The sequence below is a fragment of the Microvirga calopogonii genome, from assembly GCF_003347665.1.
Lineage (GTDB): Bacteria > Pseudomonadota > Alphaproteobacteria > Rhizobiales > Beijerinckiaceae > Microvirga > Microvirga calopogonii.
Window position 1 is genome coordinate 206,133 of sequence record NZ_QDGA01000001.1, and the last position, 16,513, is coordinate 222,645.

Below are 16,513 nucleotides of genomic sequence, written 5' to 3' on the forward strand. Positions count from 1 at the left end.
CCCTAATTCAAGCGCCGTAGGATCCACGTCAGGTACCCGCAGGTACTGGCATTGAATGGAGACGATCCATGAAGCATCTGTTGATTGCGGTGTCGACCCTGGCGTTCCTCGCAGGCGCTCCGCTGGCCGCGCAGGCGGCGACATCGTCGACGGCCAATCCCCCCAAGCACTCCACCGTCCGGCATCATACGGCTTCGAAGAAGAGCCATATGAACCAGGCGAAGAGAAACGTCTCGTGCCCGGCCGGTTCGACCAGCGCGGCCTGCCATCCGACATCGACGGGTTCGGTCCGTTAGAGCTTATACGATCGTTCGCTGACGAGCGTATCGCACGGACCCGAACGATGCGCCCGTTGACGGCATCGGGATGATCCCGGAGGTGGCGAGCGTTTGCGGGCCCGATGCGACAGAGCAGGTTCCGGCAAAAGGGGCTGGTTCGCCGGGACATGCGCCGAAGAAAAGTGGAATGCTGCTTTCGCGCAGCCGGAAACGTCACCAGTCTCGTTCCTCCGCTGGTGTTCGTATGGTGCTCCCTGAAGCGCTTCCTCTTCGGGAGCACCCTTTTTCCGGTGCCCGGCTGCGAGCAAACAAGCCTCGATCATCTGCATGGCGGCCCAATGCGCCGTGGGCAATCTTCATGGAAACATTGATTGCCACGATCGCCCTGACGATCACTCCCCTGATGCTGACCGTCGTCGTCCATTACGAGGCGCTCAGCGGGCTGTCGAAGGTGCTGCAGAAATCCACGATCCAGTCACGCCCCAAAGTTCTCGTCGTGGTGTTCGGGGTCATCACGGCGCATTTCATGGAGATCGCCATTTACGCGCTCACATACTGGATCGCGGATGTGGGCCTGAACATCGGCGATTTCGGCGGCAACAGGGCCGTCAACTTCGCCGATTACCTGTTCTTCTCGGCAGAGACCTTCAGCACGCTGGGCATCGGGGACATCTTCCCGCTCGGGATGATGCGGCTGATCGCAAGCCTCGAATCCCTGAACGGCATCGTTCTCATCGGATGGTCGACGTCCTTCACGTACCTGACCATGTCCCATTACTGGGCGGGCAACTCAGCTGAATGAGGAGGTGAGAGATTCAATGCGCCGCCGCTTCGAGCAGCCGCGCGGCGGCTGCGCGCGCTTCCTCGGTGATCGTCGCGCCGGCCAGCATGCGGGCGATCTCCTCCCGGCGCGGCGCGGCCTCGAGCGGAATCACGCGGGTCGCGACCCGGTCCTGCGCTCCGCGCACGCCTTCCTTTGCGATAAGGAAATGACTGCCGGCTTTCGCCGCGACCTGCGGCGCATGGGTCACGGCCATGACCTGCACCTTTTCTGCCAGGCGGGCGAGACGCTGGCCGATGGCGTCGGCCACCGCGCCGCCGACTCCGGTGTCGATCTCGTCGAAGACCAGGGTCGGGGCCGAGCCCTTGTCGGCCAGAACGACCTTGAGGGCCAGCATGAAGCGGGACAGCTCGCCCCCGGAAGCCACCTTCATGAGGGGACCCGGTCGGGTGCCGGGATTGGTCTGCGCCCAGAACTCGACCCGCTCGAAGCCGCTGGGGTCGCGGCTGGTCTCGTCGATCTGGATGTCCGTGATGAAGCGAGCCCGCTCCAGTTTGAGGGGCGGCAATTCGGCCTGAACCGCCGTATCGAGCGCCTGAGCGGCCTTCTTCCGGCCCGACGAGAGCGCCTTCGCGGCCTTCACATAGGCGGCATCCGCTTCCTTGAGGGCCTTTTCCAGACCGCCGAGCTGCTCCTCACCGGCATCGATGGCCGCGACATCCTCCTCGAAGCGCTTCCGCAGGGCCGCGAGTTCGTCCGCCGGAACATCGTATTTGCGGGCCGCGGCGCGCAGAGCGAAGAGGCGCTCCTCCGTCTGCTCCAGCTCGCGCGGGTCGTATTCGGTGGCGTGGATCGCCTCTTCGAGAGCCTCCCGTGCCTCGTCGATGGCGACGAGCGCGGCATCCAGCGCCTTCACGCTGGGCTCCACAAGCGATGGCGCCTGGGCCCCGCGGCGCTCCAGCTTGCGCACGGCCGCCGAGAGCTCGTTGACCGGGGACGTGTTGCCGGCGACGACCTCATAGGCTTCGTTGAGGTCCTGGGCCACCTTCTCCGACTGCATCATGACGACCCGGCGCCCGGCGAGAGTTTCCTCCTCCCCGGCCAGCGGATTGAGCTTGGTCAGCTCCTCCACCGCGTGGCGCAGGAAATCGGCCTCCTTGCGGGCCTTCTCGATACGGTTGCGATGCTCGTGCAGGGCATGCCGCGCCTCACGAACACGACGCGAGGCATCGCCCACGGCCTGGATTTCACCCGATAGGCCTCCAAAGGCATCGAGGATCGCGCGGTGCGTGGCGGGATCGACCAAGGCGCGGTCGTCATGCTGGCCATGGATCTCGACCAGGGTCGCGCCGATGGCCTTCAGCACCTGCACGCTCACGGGCTGGTCGTTGACGAAGGCGCGGGTCCGCCCGTCCGCCACCTGGACCCGGCGCAGAATCAGATCGCCGTCGACGTCGATATCGGCGTCGGACGCGATGCGGCGGGCCGGATGGTCGAGGGGGCAATCGAAGACGGCCGTCACCTGCCCTTGGGCCTCGCCATGGCGCACGAGGGAGCCGTCGCCACGGCCGCCGAGGGCCAGGGCGAAGGCATCGAGCAGGATCGATTTGCCTGCGCCTGTCTCACCCGTGAGGACGCTCAGCCCCTCATGGAAGTGCAGCTCAAGCCTGTCGATAAGGACGATATCGCGGATCGTCAGCTGGATGAGCATGGATGGTGAGGCTTAGCCCGTACGCTGACCGACCTGCGGGACGCCACGGAAGGCCTTGCTGATCCAGGACTGGGAATCCTCGCGCGGCTCGACGCCGCCCTTGGTCAGCAGAGCATGGGCGTCCTTGTACCAGGGACTGTCAGGGAAGTTGTGGCCGAGAACGGCGGCAGCGGTCTGCGCCTCGTTGACGATGCCCATGGCCATGTAGGCCTCGGTCAGACGCTCGAGGGCCTCTTCCACGTGGCGGGTCGTCTGATAGCGCGCAACGACGGTGCGGAAGCGGTTGATGGCGCCCGCATAATTACGCTTCTGCAGATAGAAGCGGCCGACCTCCAGCTCCTTGCCGGCGAGCTGATCGCTGGCGACCTGGAGCTTCTTCTTGGCGTCGGCCACGTATTCGGAACTCGGATAGCGCTGGATCAGCTCCTGCAGGGCCAGGATGGCGCGCTCGGACTTCTCCTGATCGCGGGTGATATCCGGGATTTGATCGTAATACGACGACGCCATCAGGTACTGGGCGTAGGCCGCGTCTGACGTGTTGGGGTAGCTCTGCAGATAGCGCCTGGAAGCCGTGATCGATTCCTCATAGAAGCCGCCCTCGTAATTGGCATAGGCCTCCATGATCAGCCCCTTCCGGGACCAGTCGGAATAGGGATACTGCTTGTCGAGGCTGCTGAACTTCTTCACGGCGCCGTCGAAATCGCCCTTCTGCACCCGGGCAAGGCCGTCATTGTAGATCTCTTCCGCAGGCGCGTTCGCCACGATCTCGGGCTTGTAGGTTTCGCCCTTGTCGAACGGGTTCAGCGAAGAAAGGGATTCGCAGCCCGCGAGCCCCAAGGCGCAGACGCCGAGGATCAGGGCGCGGGCGGACGCGCCTTTCATACCTGAATAAGCCTTCGCGAACGACATGCCTCGCGGTCCTCCAAAAATCGTGCCCGATGTTTTAACGATGCACCAGGGTTCTTTAGCCCAAGCATGGGGCCAGAGCCAAGCCCATACATGCGGGTTTACCCAATAGGAATTAAGAAAGCCTGCATGAAATATGCGGCCAATGGGCGCTTGGATCTGCGGCCGACATGAGATGGGCCCTGAAGTGCCTGAACTTGTCCTGCAGGCCTTGGCCGCCGAGCGATATCCAAAGACGCAAGCCCCGTTCCGGGGCCGCCGCTCAGTGCATCTCGGGGGAGAGAACGGAAGCGGCCACGCTGCCGAGATCGGCATAGGCCGGCTCGCGACGGGGAATGGCGTCCACGATGGCGTAGTTGGACCGGCTCGCGAACAGGGCCTCGAGCACCGAGAAGTTCATGCGGTGACCGCCGCAATAGGACCGGTAGGTGCCGAGCAGGGGCAGCCCGGCGAGGGACAGGTCGCCGACCGCGTCGAGCAGCTTATGACGGACGAACTCGTCCGCATAGCGCAGGCCCTCGGGGTTCATGACGCCGTCGTCACCGATGGCGACCGTGTTCTCCAGGGAGGCGCCGAGGGCGAAGCCGGCGCTCCAGAGCTTCTCCACATCGCGCATGAAGCCGAAGGTGCGGGCGCGGGAGATTTCACGGCGGAAGACGGAGGGCGAAAGGTCGATCGCCTTGCGCTGGCGGCCGATCACCGGCGTGGGGAAATCGATCTCCACGTCCAGGCGGAAGGCGCGGTCGTTGGGAAGAAGCTCGGCAAAGGCCTTGCCCTGGGTGATCCGGACCGGCTTGAGAACCTTGAGGTAGCGGCGGGTCGCGCCCTGAACCGCGACGCCGACCTGATCGATGGCGTCGATGAAGGGAGCCGAGCTGCCGTCCAGAATCGGAACTTCCGGCCCATCGATCTCGACAAGAACGTTGTCGATGCCGAGGCCGGACAGCGCCGCCATCAGGTGCTCGATCGTAGCCACCGCGCCGGTGTCGCGATCACCGATCACGGTGCAGAGCTCGGTTGCCGTCACCGCCAGATGGCGGGCATCGATCAGCCGATCCAGGCCGCCGGCCAGGCCGGTGCGCAGGAAAGCAATCCCATGGTTCGCTTCAGCCGGATGAAGGATCATCTTCACTTCATCCCCGGAATGAACTCCGGTTCCAACGAGGGTCACGGCAGCGCGAAGCGTGGTTTGCTGGCTTTGCTTCATTATTCCTGAACCTCAACTACCCTTGTCGCCAAACTGAGCCGATTTCGCCGGGGAAGCTGCAGTTGCTGCTTTTGACTTCCGACCGGCAGGCTTCTCATTAGCGCTGCCCCTTTAAACGTTGAGGCACCTTAGTCCTGCAGTCAGGCTAGGCCAAATCACGCTTTCTTACTTTGTGTTACAATTTGGATAACTCTCAAGCCATTGAAATTAATACATTTTTAACGAATAAGGCCCCCAGCCGGATGCGGCTGGGGGCCTTTTCTGTGACGGTTCTTACAGGCCGGTCAGGTCAAATCAGTTGGCCTGCCGGCGCAGGAAGGCGGGAATCTCCAGCTGGTCGTCTTCCGAATGGGCCCGGGGAGCGGGCGCCATCGGAGCCTGCTGGGGACGCTGCGCCTGAGCCGGCATGGGCCGGCGGGCGTACTCGGCATGGACCGACGACATGGCCTGACGCGGGGCTTCCTGGCGCTGCTCGACGGGAGCATGCTGAGGCTCCTCGCGGCGGCCGAAGCCGATAGTCGCGAGACGCTGGATCAGCGACGGCTTGTGCTCATGAGCCGGCTCCTCGCCACGGCTGGCGCGAATCTGGTTCTGAGCCGGCATCGGCAGCTCGTCGATTCGCGGCATCCGGGCCGGGCGCATGGCGCGCTCTGCCTGCGGCGGAATGAAGGCGCCCTGCTCCACCGGCTCCTCGTAGACCGGAGCCTGGGGGGCCGGAGCCTCGTAGGCCACGGCCTGGCGGGGCTGAGCCGGCGTGAGGACCACGTCGTCGCGGATCATGGGCTGCGGCGCGGGCTCGACCGGCTGGGCCGCGGCGATGGGCGCCGGAGCCGCAACGGGGGCCGAAGCCATGACGGGGGTGCCCTGGCTCAGGATCGGAGCCGCCTTCACCGGTTCGGCTTGGGCGGCGGAGCGAAAGGTGGGCGTTGCCTGGGGAGACGTGGCGCGGGCGCGCGCCTCGGCGCGCAGGCGCTCGGCCACCTCGGAGATGCGCTGCTCGGTGGCCGTCAGGTCGCCGCCGTTCTCCAGCATGGCGTGGTCGATGCCCGTCGCCACGACGGACACGCGGATGATGCCTTCCAGGCTCTCGTCGAAGGTCGCGCCGAGGATGATGTTGGCATCCTGGTCCACTTCCTCGCGGATGCGGGTCGCGGCTTCGTCGAGTTCGTAGAGCGTGAGGTCGTTGCCGCCCGTGATCGAGATGAGCAGGCCGCGCGCGCCCTTCATCGACACGTCGTCGAGGAGCGGGTTCGCGATGGCCGCTTCGGCCGCCCGGATGGCACGCTTCTCGCCGGAAGCCTCGCCCGTGCCCATCATGGCCTTGCCCATGCCGCGCATGACGGAGCGCACGTCGGCGAAGTCGAGGTTGATGAGGCCTTCCTTCACCATCAGGTCGGTGATGCAGGCGACGCCGGAATAGAGCACCTGGTCGGCCATGGCGAAGGCGTCCGCGAAGGTCGTCTTCTCGGTGGCGACGCGGAACAGGTTCTGGTTCGGGATCACGATGAGCGTGTCCACCGCCTGCTGCAGCTCGTTGATGCCGGCCTCCGCCAGACGCATGCGGCGCACGCCTTCGAACTGGAACGGCTTCGTGACGACGCCGACAGTCAGTATACCGAGCTCGCGGGCCGCCCGTGCCACGACGGGAGCAGCACCCGTGCCCGTGCCGCCGCCCATGCCGGCGGTGATGAACACCATGTGCGAGCCGGCGAGCTGATCGCGGATCTCGTCGATCACCTCTTCGGCGGCCGCGCGGCCGACTTCCGGCTGCGAGCCGGCGCCGAGGCCTTCCGTCACCTGAATGCCCATCTGGACCACGCGCTGTGCCTTGGACGAGGCCAGTGCCTGCGCGTCGGTGTTGGACACCACGAACTCGACGCCCTCCAGACCGGATTCAATCATGTTGTTCACGGCGTTGCCGCCGGCACCGCCGACGCCGAAAACCGTGATGTGCGGCCTGAGTTCCCGGATGTCCGGAGCTTGCTGATTGATAGCCATGACCTGTGCCTCTTCTGGCCTTATACTGATGAGCGTTTGGCGGACGCTGACCCTTGTTAACTTGAACTCATCACGATGGCCCGCCGCGCCAACGCGTTACTCGGTTTAAAAACTCTCGCGAATCCACCGGCCCACTCGCGAGAAGTAGCCGTCGGTTCCCGTACTCTGAAACAAGCCGCTGGAGCGCGGCTCGAAATACTCGATGTGTGCCACCTGCGGATAAACCAGGAGGCCGACCACTGCCGAAAAGGCAGGACCCTTTGCCGCTTCAGGCAAGCCCTTGATGCCGAGCGGACGCCCGACACGAACCTGGCCCTGCAAGATGCGGCGCGCCGTTTCCGGCAGCCCGACGAGCTGGCTCGCGCCGCCCGTCAGCACGACCCGCCGTCCGGCCTGGGCCGCAAAGCCCGCGCCTTTCAACCGGTCACGCACGAGTTCGAGGATCTCCTCGACCCGCGGCTTGATGATGCGAACGAGGTGCGACTTCGGCAGATGATTCGGAACGTCGCGTTCGTCCTCATCGACCTGTGGCACCGCGATCATGTCCCGGTCATCCGCGCTCGACGTGATGGCGGAGCCGTAGAGAGTCTTGAGCCGTTCGGCTGCGGACACGCGGGTCGTGAGACCGCGCGCGATGTCCATGGTCACGTGGTGACCGCCGACCGCGATGGCATCGGAATGAACCAGATGCCCGTTGGAGAAGATGCCGACGCTGGTGGTGCCGCCGCCCATGTCGACCACGGCGCAGCCCATGTCGGCCTCGTCGTCGACGAGAGCGGAAAGGCCCGCGGCGTAAGGCGTGGCAATCACGGCCTCGACGCCGAGATGGCAGCGCTCGACCGCGAGCATCAGGTTGCGCGCCGCCGCCGCCTCGGAGGTGACCACATGCAGGTCCGCGCCGAGGCGCTCGCCGATCATGCCGGCGGGATCGACGATGTGCTGCTGCCGGTCGAGCGAGAAGCCGGTCGGCAGGGCGTGCAGAACCGTCCTGCCGCGACGCAGGTCGTAGCTCGACGCGGCATCGAGCACGCGATGGATGTCGCCGGAGCTCACCGCGCCGCGCACCGGGATATGCGCCTCGAAATGCTCGGACGCGAGGCGTCCGCCGGTGAGGTTGACGATCACCGACTGGATCTCGACCTTCGCCATCCGCTCGGCGGCGTGAACCGCCTGACGGATCGCCGTTTCGGCCGCTTCCAGATCGACGACCACACCGCCCTTGAGGCCCATAGAGCGCTGGTGGCCGATGCCGAGGATGCGCGCCACGTGGGTGCGGCTGCGCAGCGATTCGACCTCGTCGGCCGGCTTCAGTTCCGCCACGACGCAGACGACCTTGCTCGTTCCCACGTCGAGGACCGACAGGATGGCGCTCTTGCGCGCGGAAAGCGGCTTCAAGCGTGGCGTCAAACCGTGACCCGAGAGACTCATGTATCGACCCCCTTGCCGCGCATTGGTTTCTTCTTGAGCGCCTCGGCGCGGGCCAGGGCTGCCTCTTCCGTCAAGCGGACGACGACGCGATCCGCCATGCGCAGATCGATCGCCAGCACGTCCTTTTCCAGAATCTTCTGCTCGTTCTCGAGCTTCACGAGACGGGCCAGCGCATCGGCGGCCCCGAGCTCCGGCAGGCGCACGTCCATGCCGTTATCCATCTTGAGCGTCCAGCGCCGGCCGGCCACGAGGGTGCCCGCGCGAATGCGACCCTTGAGCGGGCCCGCGGCCTCGAGCAGCGCGAGATAGTCCTTGCTGCGGGCGTTGGCGCCCTCGCCCACCACGAACGGCAGATTGAGATAGCGCTCGTCCTGCATCAGGTCGATCACCGTGCCGTCGGCGGCGATCACGAACAGCTCGCCGTTGTTCTGCCAGACCCCGTGCGCCTCGCGCTCGGTGAGCGTGATGACGAGCTCGTTCGGATAGAGCTTGCGCACGGTCGCGGTCTTGACCATCGGCACGCGCTCGAGGCGCTCGCGCAGGTCGTTCACGTCGAGAAAAGCGAGCGACAGCTTCGAGTTGATGCCTGCGGCGGCGAGAACTTCCTTCTCGGTCATCTGCGAGATGCCGGAGATCGTCACCTGATCGAGACCGAGGCCGACCGCTCGCGCCAGGGCGTGGTGCGGCTCGCCGTATTCACGGATGAAGCCGTCGATGTGGCCACCCTGCCAGAGGCCGAAGCCGACGACGGCGCCGAAGAAGCCGAGAGCAAGACCCGTTCCGAGGAAACGGGGAAGGCGCCGCTCGAGCGGAACGCCAGCCGAGCGACGGCGCACGCTGCGCGAGGGGCCGAAGAATTTTCTGATTCGCGATGGCTTCTTGAAGGGAGCGGAGCCCGCCTCCCGATGACCGGAGGCCGGGCGCGCAACGGCGAATCCGGCCGGGTAGGCCGTCATCGGTTGCAGGTAGCGTCCTCCACCATCCATTGCACAAGCTCGCCAAACGAATAGCCCGCGTGGGCTGCCAGTTCTGGCACCAAGCTCGTCTCGGTCATGCCGGGTTGGGTGTTGACCTCGAGAACGACGAGTTCTCCGGTCCCCCCGGGAGTATCGTCGTACCGCAAGTCGGCACGGCTGATTCCCCGACAGCCGAGCGCTTGATGCGCCGTTAACGCCAACTCTTGGACCTTTTGGTAAATATTCGGTTTAATTTCTGCCGGGAGGACGTGAATGGAGCCGCCCTTCACATATTTCGCATCGTAATCGTAGAAGACCCCGGTGGCGGGCTGGATGTCGATGACCCCGAGCGCCCTGTCGCCCATGACCGCGCAGGTGAGCTCACGGCCCGCAACATATGATTCCACAAGGACTTTTTCGCCGAAGGCCCAGTCCTCTCGCATCAGTTCCTGAGGCGGATGGGAGCGGTCCTCACGGACGATGATGACGCCGACGGACGAGCCCTCGTTGACCGGCTTGACCACATAGGGAGCCGGAAGAACGTGGCTTTTGGCCGCCTCCGAACGGTTAACGACTTTCCCCTGAGGCACGGGAACGCCGGCTGCGGCCATGACCATTTTGGCCTTGTCCTTCTGCATGGCGAGCGCCGAGGCGAGGACGCCGGAATGGGTATAGGGAATTCTTAAGACTTCCAGCAGACCCTGGATGGTTCCATCCTCGCCGACCCGGCCGTGGAGCGCGTTGAACACCACATCCGGCGCGACCGCCTGAAGCACGGTGGCGATGTCGGGCTGCACGTCGATGGGAGTGACCTTGTATCCGAGCCCTTCGAGCGCCTTGCAGCAGGCCCGGCCCGAATTGAGGCTCACCTCGCGCTCCGCCGACCAGCCGCCATAGAGAATGGCCACGTGCTTCGCCATGGGTCTCTCCCCGTCATGCACCCGGCGCTTCCGGGATTTTCAAAGAATGATGCGAATCAGGTCTAGAGCATCGGACCCAAAAGTGGATTTGCACTTTTGGGTCCGATGCTCATCCATTCAATGGCGCATCGCTTTGGCGGAAAACCGGATCCACTTTTCCGCGCGATGCGCTTGCGAGCCCGACCCGCTTGATTTCCCATTCAAGCTCCACGCCCGTCATCTCGCGGACGCGGCGGCGCACTTCCTCGCCTAGGCCCTCGATGTCGGCTGCGGAGGCGGAACCGTGGTTGATGAGGAAGTTGCAATGCATCTCCGACACCTGGGCGTCGCCGATGCGAAGACCACGGCAGCCCGCGGCATCGACCAGCTCCCAGGCCTTCTTGCCCGGCGGGTTCTTGAAGGTCGAGCCGCCCGTTCGCGTATTGACCGGCTGGGTGGAGGATCGCGCCTCGGTGATCGCGTTCATCTCGGCAAGAATCTCGTCCGGATTGCCAGGCCGGCCCTCGAACAGGGCTTCGGTGAAGATCACGTCGTCCGGCACGCTCGAATGGCGATAGGTGAAACCCATGTCCTTGTTCTGAAAAGTGATGGTCTCACCCATCCGCGTCACTGCATTGGCATAGACCAAACAATCCTTGACCTCACCTCCGTAAGCGCCTCCGTTCATGCGCAGCGCCCCGCCGATGGCGCCGGGAATGCCGCGCAGGAAGGACAGACCGGCAATGCCGGCCTCGGCGGCCGCCCGCGCCACCTTCACGTCGGGCGCACCGGCCCCCGCGCGAACGCGCAGGCCGGGCTCGACCGTGACGTCGGCGAAGCCCTTGCCCAGGCGAATGATCACGCCTTCCCATCCGCCGTCGCGGATGAGCAGGTTGGAGCCGAGACCCACGACGAGAACTGGAACGGCGCGGTCGAGACGCTGTAGGAAATAGGCTAAATCGTTCTCGTCCGCAGGCGTGAACAGCACCTGCGCCGGACCGCCCGTGCGGAACCACGACAGCGGCGCCGTCGGCGCATTCGCCTCCAGCTTGCCACGCAGTTCGGGCATGGCGGATTTAAGCTCGGGAACAAGATCAGGAAACATCAGCAACCCCACAGACCTCCTTCTGAGGAGCGAGCCCGGCTCGCGTCTCGGGGTCCCGGACAATGTCCGGGCACGAGGGCGTCTCCAGAGCCCACTGGAAGCGGTTTCCTCGTCCTTCGAGATGAGCGCGATGCGCTCTCCTCAGGAGGAGGAAACCTTGGGCCGTACCACGAATTATCAAGCCGCCTTCTCGCCCAGCCCTTCGAGCTCGCCCGGAAGCGCGTAGGCCCATTGGGTGATGTTGCCGGCGCCGAGGCAGATCACGTAATCGCCCGGTTTCGCAATCCCCTTCACGAGGCCCGCGAGTTCCTCGGACTTTTCGAGCGCCATCACGTTGCGGTGGCCGCGCGCTTTCAGTCCCGACACCAGGCTGTCGCGGTCGGCACCCGGAATGGGCTGCTCGCCCGCCGCGTACACGGGCGCGACGATGACCGCGTCCGCATCGTTGAAGCAGGTGCAGAACTGATCGAACAGGGAGGACAGGCGCGAATAGCGGTGCGGCTGCACCACGGCGATGACTTGGCCCTCCGTCGAGGCGCGCGCAGCCTTCAGCACCGCCGCGATCTCGATGGGATGGTGACCGTAATCGTCGAATACGGTGACTCCGTTCCAATCGCCGGTACGGGTGAAGCGGCGCTTCACACCGCCGAAGCCACCGAGCGCCTTGCGGATCGCGTCGGGCGTGACGCCGAGCTCGTGCGCGACCGCGATGGCCGCCGTGGCGTTGAGCGCGTTGTGCGCGCCCGGCATCGGTAGAACGAGATCTTCGAGTTCGAGCCGGAAGCCGGGACGGCGGTCGCGGATCATGACGCGGAAGCGGTTCTGCCCCCCGCGGGAATCCACATCCATCAGGCGCACGTCCGCCTGCGGGTTCTCGCCGTAGGTGATGATGCGCCGGTCCTCGATGCGGCCCACGAGGTCCTGCACGGTCGGATGGTCGATGCACATCACCGCGAAACCGTAGAACGGGATCGAGTTGATGAAGGAATGGAAGGCGTCCTTGATCGCGTCGTAGGTGCCGAAATGATCGAGATGCTCGGCGTCGATGTTGGTCACGATGGCCACGTCCGCCGGGAGCTTCAGGAAGGTGCCGTCGGACTCGTCCGCCTCCACCACCATCCACTGGCCGTCGCCCATGCGGGCATTGGTCCCGTAGGCGTTGATGATGCCGCCGTTGATGACCGTCGGATCGAGCCCGCCCGCATCGAGCAGCGTCGCGACGAGGGAGGTCGTGGTCGTCTTGCCGTGGGTGCCCGCCACTGCGACGCAGGACTTGAAGCGCATGAGCTCGGCCAGCATCTCGGCCCGGCGCACGACCGGCAGGCGCTTCTCGCGGGCGACGATCAGCTCCGGGTTGTCGCGCTTGATCGCGGTCGAGACGACGACGATCTCGGCATCCTCCACGTTCTCGGCCTTGTGGCCGATGAAGGTCTTGATGCCCTTATCGGACAGGCGCTTGACGTTGTAATTGTCGGCCGCGTCCGAGCCCTGAACGGTGTAACCCAGGTTGTGCATGACCTCGGCGATGCCCGACATGCCGATGCCGCCGATGCCGATGAAGTGAATGGGACCAAGCTTCGGCGGCAGTTTCATGGGTTTTTTCCGTTATTGTTCGAAGGGACAAGGGTGAGAACGGCCTGCGCCAGACGTTCCGCCGCATCCGTGATGCTGGCGCTATGTGCGGCGGCGGCGGCTTTGGTCAAGCGGTCAGGCTCTTGAAAAATGAGCCGAATTTCCTGAGCCAGTCTCTCAGGGGTGAAGTCCGATTGCGGACAAACGATGGCAGCGCCCAGATCTCCGAGGGTTCTGGCATTGGCCGCCTGGTCCTGGTCGAGGGAGCCCGGCAGGGGCACGAGGATCGACGGACGACCGATCACGGCGAGTTCCGCCACGGTCGACGCGCCGGAACGGGACACCACCAGATGAGCCTGGGCCAGCCGGTGCGGCAGGTCCTTGAAGAAGGGCTCGGCCTCGAACTCCACGCCCAGCCTCCGGTAATGCTCGCGCACCCGCTCCAGGTCCTCGCCCCGGGCCTGCTGGGTGATGGCGAGACGGGCCCGCAGGTCCGGCGGCAGGAGTTCGACGGCCGGAGGAACCACGTCGCTCATCACGCGAGCGCCCTGGCTGCCGCCGACGACGAGAAGACGGAGCTTTCCGTCCGGCTCCAGGCCCGCATAGGGCTGCCGGGCGGCTTCGAGCACCGCGGGACGGATCGGGTTGCCCGTGTGGAGGCTCCTGCCCGGCACATTCGCCGGAACGCCCTTGATGCCGGAAAAGCCCGTGGCGATCACGGTGGCGCGGCGGGCGAGCAGCCGGTTGGCGCGCCCCATGACGCCGTTCGCCTCATGGATCACCGTCGGCACCTTGAGGAAGGACCCGGCCAGCACGGGCGGCACGGTGGGATAACCGCCGAAGCCCACGACCACGGCCGGCTTCATCGCACGAATGAGAGACGCGGCCTTCAGCGTCCCCTGCCCCAGCAGCAGCGCGGCTTTCGCCATCTGCGGCAGCGACCGGCCGGATGGGGTGGCGGAGGGAATCTCGACGATCTCGTCGGCCGGGAACGAGCCCGCATAGGCATTCGCCCGTTTGTCGGTGGCGAGAGCCACCCTCGCGCCGGAAGCCTTCAGGGCATTCGCCAGCGCCTCGGCCGGAAAGAGATGACCGCCGGTCCCGCCGGCGGTCAGGAGGATGAGAGGAGCTTTCATCCGCGCGGCCAATCCTGATTGTAGGTGTCCATCATCTCGGAGCGCGGACGCCGCCGCGTGAGCGCGATGAGGAAGCCCATGCCGAGCGCGAGCGAGAGCAGCGACGAGCCGCCATAGGAGATGAAGGGCAGCGTCATGCCCTTTGCGGGCATGAGGTGCACGTTCACCATCATGTTGATGCAGGCCTGCAGGCCGAACATGAAGATGAGGCCGGTGGCCGCGAGACGGCAGAACGTGTCCTCGCTGCGGCGCGCGAGCGTCAGGCCGCGCAGCACGATGAAGGCGAAGATCAGCAGCAGCGCGATGCACACGATGATGCCGAATTCCTCCGCCGTGACGGCGAAGATGAAGTCGGTGTGGGCGTCGGGCAGGATGCGCTTGACCGTTCCCTCGCCCGGACCGCGTCCGAGCCAGCCGCCGCGCGCGAAGGATTCCATCGCGGTGTCCACCTGGAAGGTGTCGCCGGAATCCTTGTCGAGGAAGCGCTCGATGCGGGCGCGCACGTGCGGCAGGAACTCATAGGCCGCCACGATGCCGACGAGTCCGGCGCCGCCGAGTCCCATCACCCAGAACCAGTGCAGGCCTGCGATGAAGAACAGCCCGCACCACACGATGGTCACGAGCATGGTCTGGCCGAAATCGGGCTGGAGGATGAGCGGAACGATGGTGGCGGGCAGGAGAAGGAGCGCCAGGAGCGTGCCCGGCACGTCCTTGCGCCGCGCGCCTTCCGAGAAGGCCCAGGCCGAGAGGACCACGAAGGCGGGCTTCACGAATTCCGACGGCTGCAGGCCGAGCGGTCCAATCATGATCCAGCGGTGGGCGCCCTTGATCTCGGGGCCGTACTGGAACGCCAGCAGGATCAGCGCCATGCCGATCGCATAGACCAGCAGTGCCAGACGGCGGATGTGGCGCAGCGACAGGAACGAGACCGGGATCATGATGAACAAAGCCGGGATGAGGAACATCACCTGCCGGTTCACGAAGTGGAACGTGGAGAGCCCGAGGCGCTCCGCCACGGGCGGGCCGCCCGCCATGAGAAAGACGAGGCCTGCCAGCATGAGGATGGCGAGGCCTGCGAGAAGTAGGCGGTCGACAGTCCACCACCAATCGCCGAAAGCCGAGCGTTCCGCGCGTGACACCATCTTCAAGCCCCCTTGGCTTCGATGCCGGGTAATGCCCGGACCAGATCGCGGAAATGGTTTCCGCGCACTTCGTAATTCGGAAACTGATCGTAGGACGCGCAGGCCGGCGAGAGCAGGACGACGGCGTGACCGCCCAGTGCCTGCGCATCCGCGGCCGCCTGGGCCACGGCCTTGTCGAGGGTGCCGCAATGGACATGCGCGACGTCATTGTCGAGCGTCCTAGCAAACTCATCCTCAGATGCGCCGATAAGATAGGCTTTACGGATCTTCGGGAAATAGGATTTTAGCGGCTCGATGCCGCCTTCCTTCGCCTTGCCGCCGAGGATCCAGAAAATATCGTCGAAGGATTTCAGCGCCTTCTCAGTTGAATCCGCATTGGTGGCCTTCGAGTCGTTGATGAAGAGGGCATCGCGGATGCGGCCGACCTCTTCCATGCGATGCGGCAAGCCGGGGAAGGTGTGCAGACCGGAACGAATTTGCTCCGGAGAAACATTCAGGGCCAGGGCAACTGCAACCGCCGCAGCGGCGTTCTGCGCATTATGGGCGCCGCGCAGCGAGCCGATGCCCGCCAGATCGGCAATGGGCGCAGCATCGGAATCCATCACGCCGACGAGCGTTTCTCCATCCGCATAGACGCCCCTCCTGCCGAGCGGATCGACCGAGATCCGGGCCACGTTCACGCCTCTCGCCTCGCAGGCCTCAGCAATCGCGCGGCTCGTCGGATCATCGACGCCGATGACGGCAAGACCCGCCTTCGCAACCAGCCGCTCCTTGATGGCGGCATAAAGCTCCATTGTCCCATGCCGGTCGATGTGATCGGGCGAGAGGTTGAGATGAACGCCGATGGTGGGAGCCAGCGAGGGTGCGAGATCGATCTGGAACGAGGAGCACTCGATCACGTGAATGCGGTCGTCTGAGGGTGGCTCCAGCGACAGGATCGCCGTGCCGATATTGCCGCCCATCTGCACGTCGCGGCCAGCCTCGCGCAGGATATGCGCGATCAGGGCCGTCGTGGTGGACTTGCCGTTGGTGCCGGTGATGGCGATGAACGGCGCATTCGGGGCGATCTTGGCCCGCTCGCGGCAGAATAGTTCGATGTCGCCGATGATCTCGACGCCTGCTTCCTTGGCGAGCTTCGCCGACCAATGCGGCTCGGGATGGGTCAGCGGCACGCCCGGCGAGAGGATGAGGGACGAGAAGCGCGACCAATCCGCATGGCGCAGATCGGCCGTCTCGATGCCCTTCGCGCCTGCCTCCGCCATCTTCGCCGGATTGTCGTCGCAGGCGATCACATGCGCCCCGCCCGCCCTCAGGGCAAGCGCCGTCGCCAGCCCCGATCCGCCGAGGCCGAAAAGCGCAACCGTTTTGCCTGCGAACGTGGTGACGGGAATCAT

The 16,513-nt window shown here is 65.2% G+C and carries 14 protein-coding genes; 2 read left to right on the plus strand and 12 right to left on the minus strand.

Annotated features, from left to right (window positions below; all coding sequences use genetic code 11):
• Nucleotides 1-68: 68 nt before the first annotated feature.
• Nucleotides 69-296, plus strand: coding sequence for a hypothetical protein (locus DDF70_RS00910; RefSeq protein WP_114942983.1), 228 nt, complete (start codon nucleotides 69-71; stop codon nucleotides 294-296).
• 340 nt (nucleotides 297-636) lie between these two features.
• Nucleotides 637-1,080: an ion channel gene (locus DDF70_RS00915; protein ID WP_205772378.1), complete on the plus strand. Its 444-nt coding sequence runs from the start codon at nucleotides 637-639 to the stop codon at nucleotides 1,078-1,080.
• Nucleotides 1,081-1,093: 13 nt separating this feature from the next.
• Here the strand turns inward: DDF70_RS00915 and recN are convergent, their stop codons facing one another.
• The 12 genes from recN to murD form a co-directional block, all read right to left on the minus strand.
• Nucleotides 1,094-2,770 carry a DNA repair protein RecN gene (recN, locus tag DDF70_RS00920; protein WP_114942984.1) on the minus strand — a complete coding sequence of 559 codons (1,677 nt, stop codon included), beginning with the start codon at nucleotides 2,768-2,770 and terminating at the stop codon, nucleotides 1,094-1,096.
• Between the two features lie 12 nt (nucleotides 2,771-2,782).
• A complete protein-coding gene (locus DDF70_RS00925) occupies nucleotides 2,783-3,679 on the minus strand; it encodes an outer membrane protein assembly factor BamD (protein WP_114942985.1) in 897 nt (298 codons plus the stop codon).
• Between the two features lie 259 nt (nucleotides 3,680-3,938).
• Nucleotides 3,939-4,883 (minus strand): UDP-3-O-acyl-N-acetylglucosamine deacetylase, encoded by a 945-nt coding sequence (lpxC, locus tag DDF70_RS00930; RefSeq protein ID WP_114942986.1) that lies wholly within the window; start codon nucleotides 4,881-4,883, stop codon nucleotides 3,939-3,941.
• Between the two features lie 294 nt (nucleotides 4,884-5,177).
• Nucleotides 5,178-6,881, minus strand: a complete 1,704-nt coding sequence (gene ftsZ, locus DDF70_RS00935; protein WP_114942987.1) for a cell division protein FtsZ — start codon at nucleotides 6,879-6,881, stop codon at nucleotides 5,178-5,180.
• Nucleotides 6,882-6,986: 105 nt separating this feature from the next.
• Nucleotides 6,987-8,309, minus strand: a complete 1,323-nt coding sequence (gene ftsA / locus DDF70_RS00940) for a cell division protein FtsA (protein ID WP_114942988.1) — start codon at nucleotides 8,307-8,309, stop codon at nucleotides 6,987-6,989.
• On the minus strand, nucleotides 8,306-9,295 hold the full coding sequence (locus tag DDF70_RS00945; protein ID WP_114942989.1) for a cell division protein FtsQ/DivIB: 990 nt from the start codon (nucleotides 9,293-9,295) through the stop codon (nucleotides 8,306-8,308). Before DDF70_RS00945 ends, ftsA begins: the two co-directional genes overlap by 4 nt.
• On the minus strand, nucleotides 9,262-10,185 hold the full coding sequence (locus DDF70_RS00950) for a D-alanine--D-alanine ligase (protein WP_114942990.1): 924 nt from the start codon (nucleotides 10,183-10,185) through the stop codon (nucleotides 9,262-9,264). The genes DDF70_RS00945 and DDF70_RS00950 overlap by 34 nt, the downstream gene beginning before the upstream one ends.
• 109 nt (nucleotides 10,186-10,294) lie before the next feature.
• Nucleotides 10,295-11,272, minus strand: coding sequence for a UDP-N-acetylmuramate dehydrogenase (gene murB / locus DDF70_RS00955; protein WP_205772384.1), 978 nt, complete (start codon nucleotides 11,270-11,272; stop codon nucleotides 10,295-10,297).
• A 174-nt stretch (nucleotides 11,273-11,446) separates the two neighbouring features.
• Nucleotides 11,447-12,862 carry a UDP-N-acetylmuramate--L-alanine ligase gene (gene murC / locus DDF70_RS00960; RefSeq protein ID WP_114942992.1) on the minus strand — a complete coding sequence of 472 codons (1,416 nt, stop codon included), beginning with the start codon at nucleotides 12,860-12,862 and terminating at the stop codon, nucleotides 11,447-11,449.
• Entirely contained in the window at nucleotides 12,859-13,977 is a 1,119-nt protein-coding gene (murG, locus tag DDF70_RS00965; protein ID WP_114942993.1) for an undecaprenyldiphospho-muramoylpentapeptide beta-N-acetylglucosaminyltransferase, read from the minus strand. The genes murC and murG overlap by 4 nt, the downstream gene beginning before the upstream one ends.
• On the minus strand, nucleotides 13,974-15,119 hold the full coding sequence (locus tag DDF70_RS00970) for an FtsW/RodA/SpoVE family cell cycle protein (protein ID WP_114942994.1): 1,146 nt from the start codon (nucleotides 15,117-15,119) through the stop codon (nucleotides 13,974-13,976). The genes murG and DDF70_RS00970 overlap by 4 nt, the downstream gene beginning before the upstream one ends.
• 2 nt (nucleotides 15,120-15,121) lie before the next feature.
• Nucleotides 15,122-16,513 (minus strand): UDP-N-acetylmuramoyl-L-alanine--D-glutamate ligase, encoded by a 1,392-nt coding sequence (murD, locus tag DDF70_RS00975; RefSeq protein ID WP_114942995.1) that lies wholly within the window; start codon nucleotides 16,511-16,513, stop codon nucleotides 15,122-15,124.

Coding starts and splice junctions, on each gene's coding strand:
- DDF70_RS00925 (WP_114942985.1), bottom strand. CDS start 3,679: ATGTCGTTCGCGAAGGCTTATTCAGGTATGAAAGGCGCGTCCGCCCGC.
- lpxC (WP_114942986.1), bottom strand. CDS start 4,883: ATGAAGCAAAGCCAGCAAACCACGCTTCGCGCTGCCGTGACCCTCGTT.
- murG (WP_114942993.1), bottom strand. CDS start 13,977: ATGAAAGCTCCTCTCATCCTCCTGACCGCCGGCGGGACCGGCGGTCAT.
- ftsA (WP_114942988.1), bottom strand. CDS start 8,309: ATGAGTCTCTCGGGTCACGGTTTGACGCCACGCTTGAAGCCGCTTTCC.
- DDF70_RS00945 (WP_114942989.1), bottom strand. CDS start 9,295: ATGGATGGTGGAGGACGCTACCTGCAACCGATGACGGCCTACCCGGCC.
- murD (WP_114942995.1), bottom strand. CDS start 16,513: ATGATTCCCGTCACCACGTTCGCAGGCAAAACGGTTGCGCTTTTCGGC.
- recN (WP_114942984.1), bottom strand. CDS start 2,770: ATGCTCATCCAGCTGACGATCCGCGATATCGTCCTTATCGACAGGCTT.
- DDF70_RS00970 (WP_114942994.1), bottom strand. CDS start 15,119: ATGGTGTCACGCGCGGAACGCTCGGCTTTCGGCGATTGGTGGTGGACT.
- murC (WP_114942992.1), bottom strand. CDS start 12,862: ATGAAACTGCCGCCGAAGCTTGGTCCCATTCACTTCATCGGCATCGGC.
- DDF70_RS00915 (WP_205772378.1), top strand. CDS start 637: ATGGAAACATTGATTGCCACGATCGCCCTGACGATCACTCCCCTGATG.
- DDF70_RS00950 (WP_114942990.1), bottom strand. CDS start 10,185: ATGGCGAAGCACGTGGCCATTCTCTATGGCGGCTGGTCGGCGGAGCGC.
- DDF70_RS00910 (WP_114942983.1), top strand. CDS start 69: ATGAAGCATCTGTTGATTGCGGTGTCGACCCTGGCGTTCCTCGCAGGC.
- ftsZ (WP_114942987.1), bottom strand. CDS start 6,881: ATGGCTATCAATCAGCAAGCTCCGGACATCCGGGAACTCAGGCCGCAC.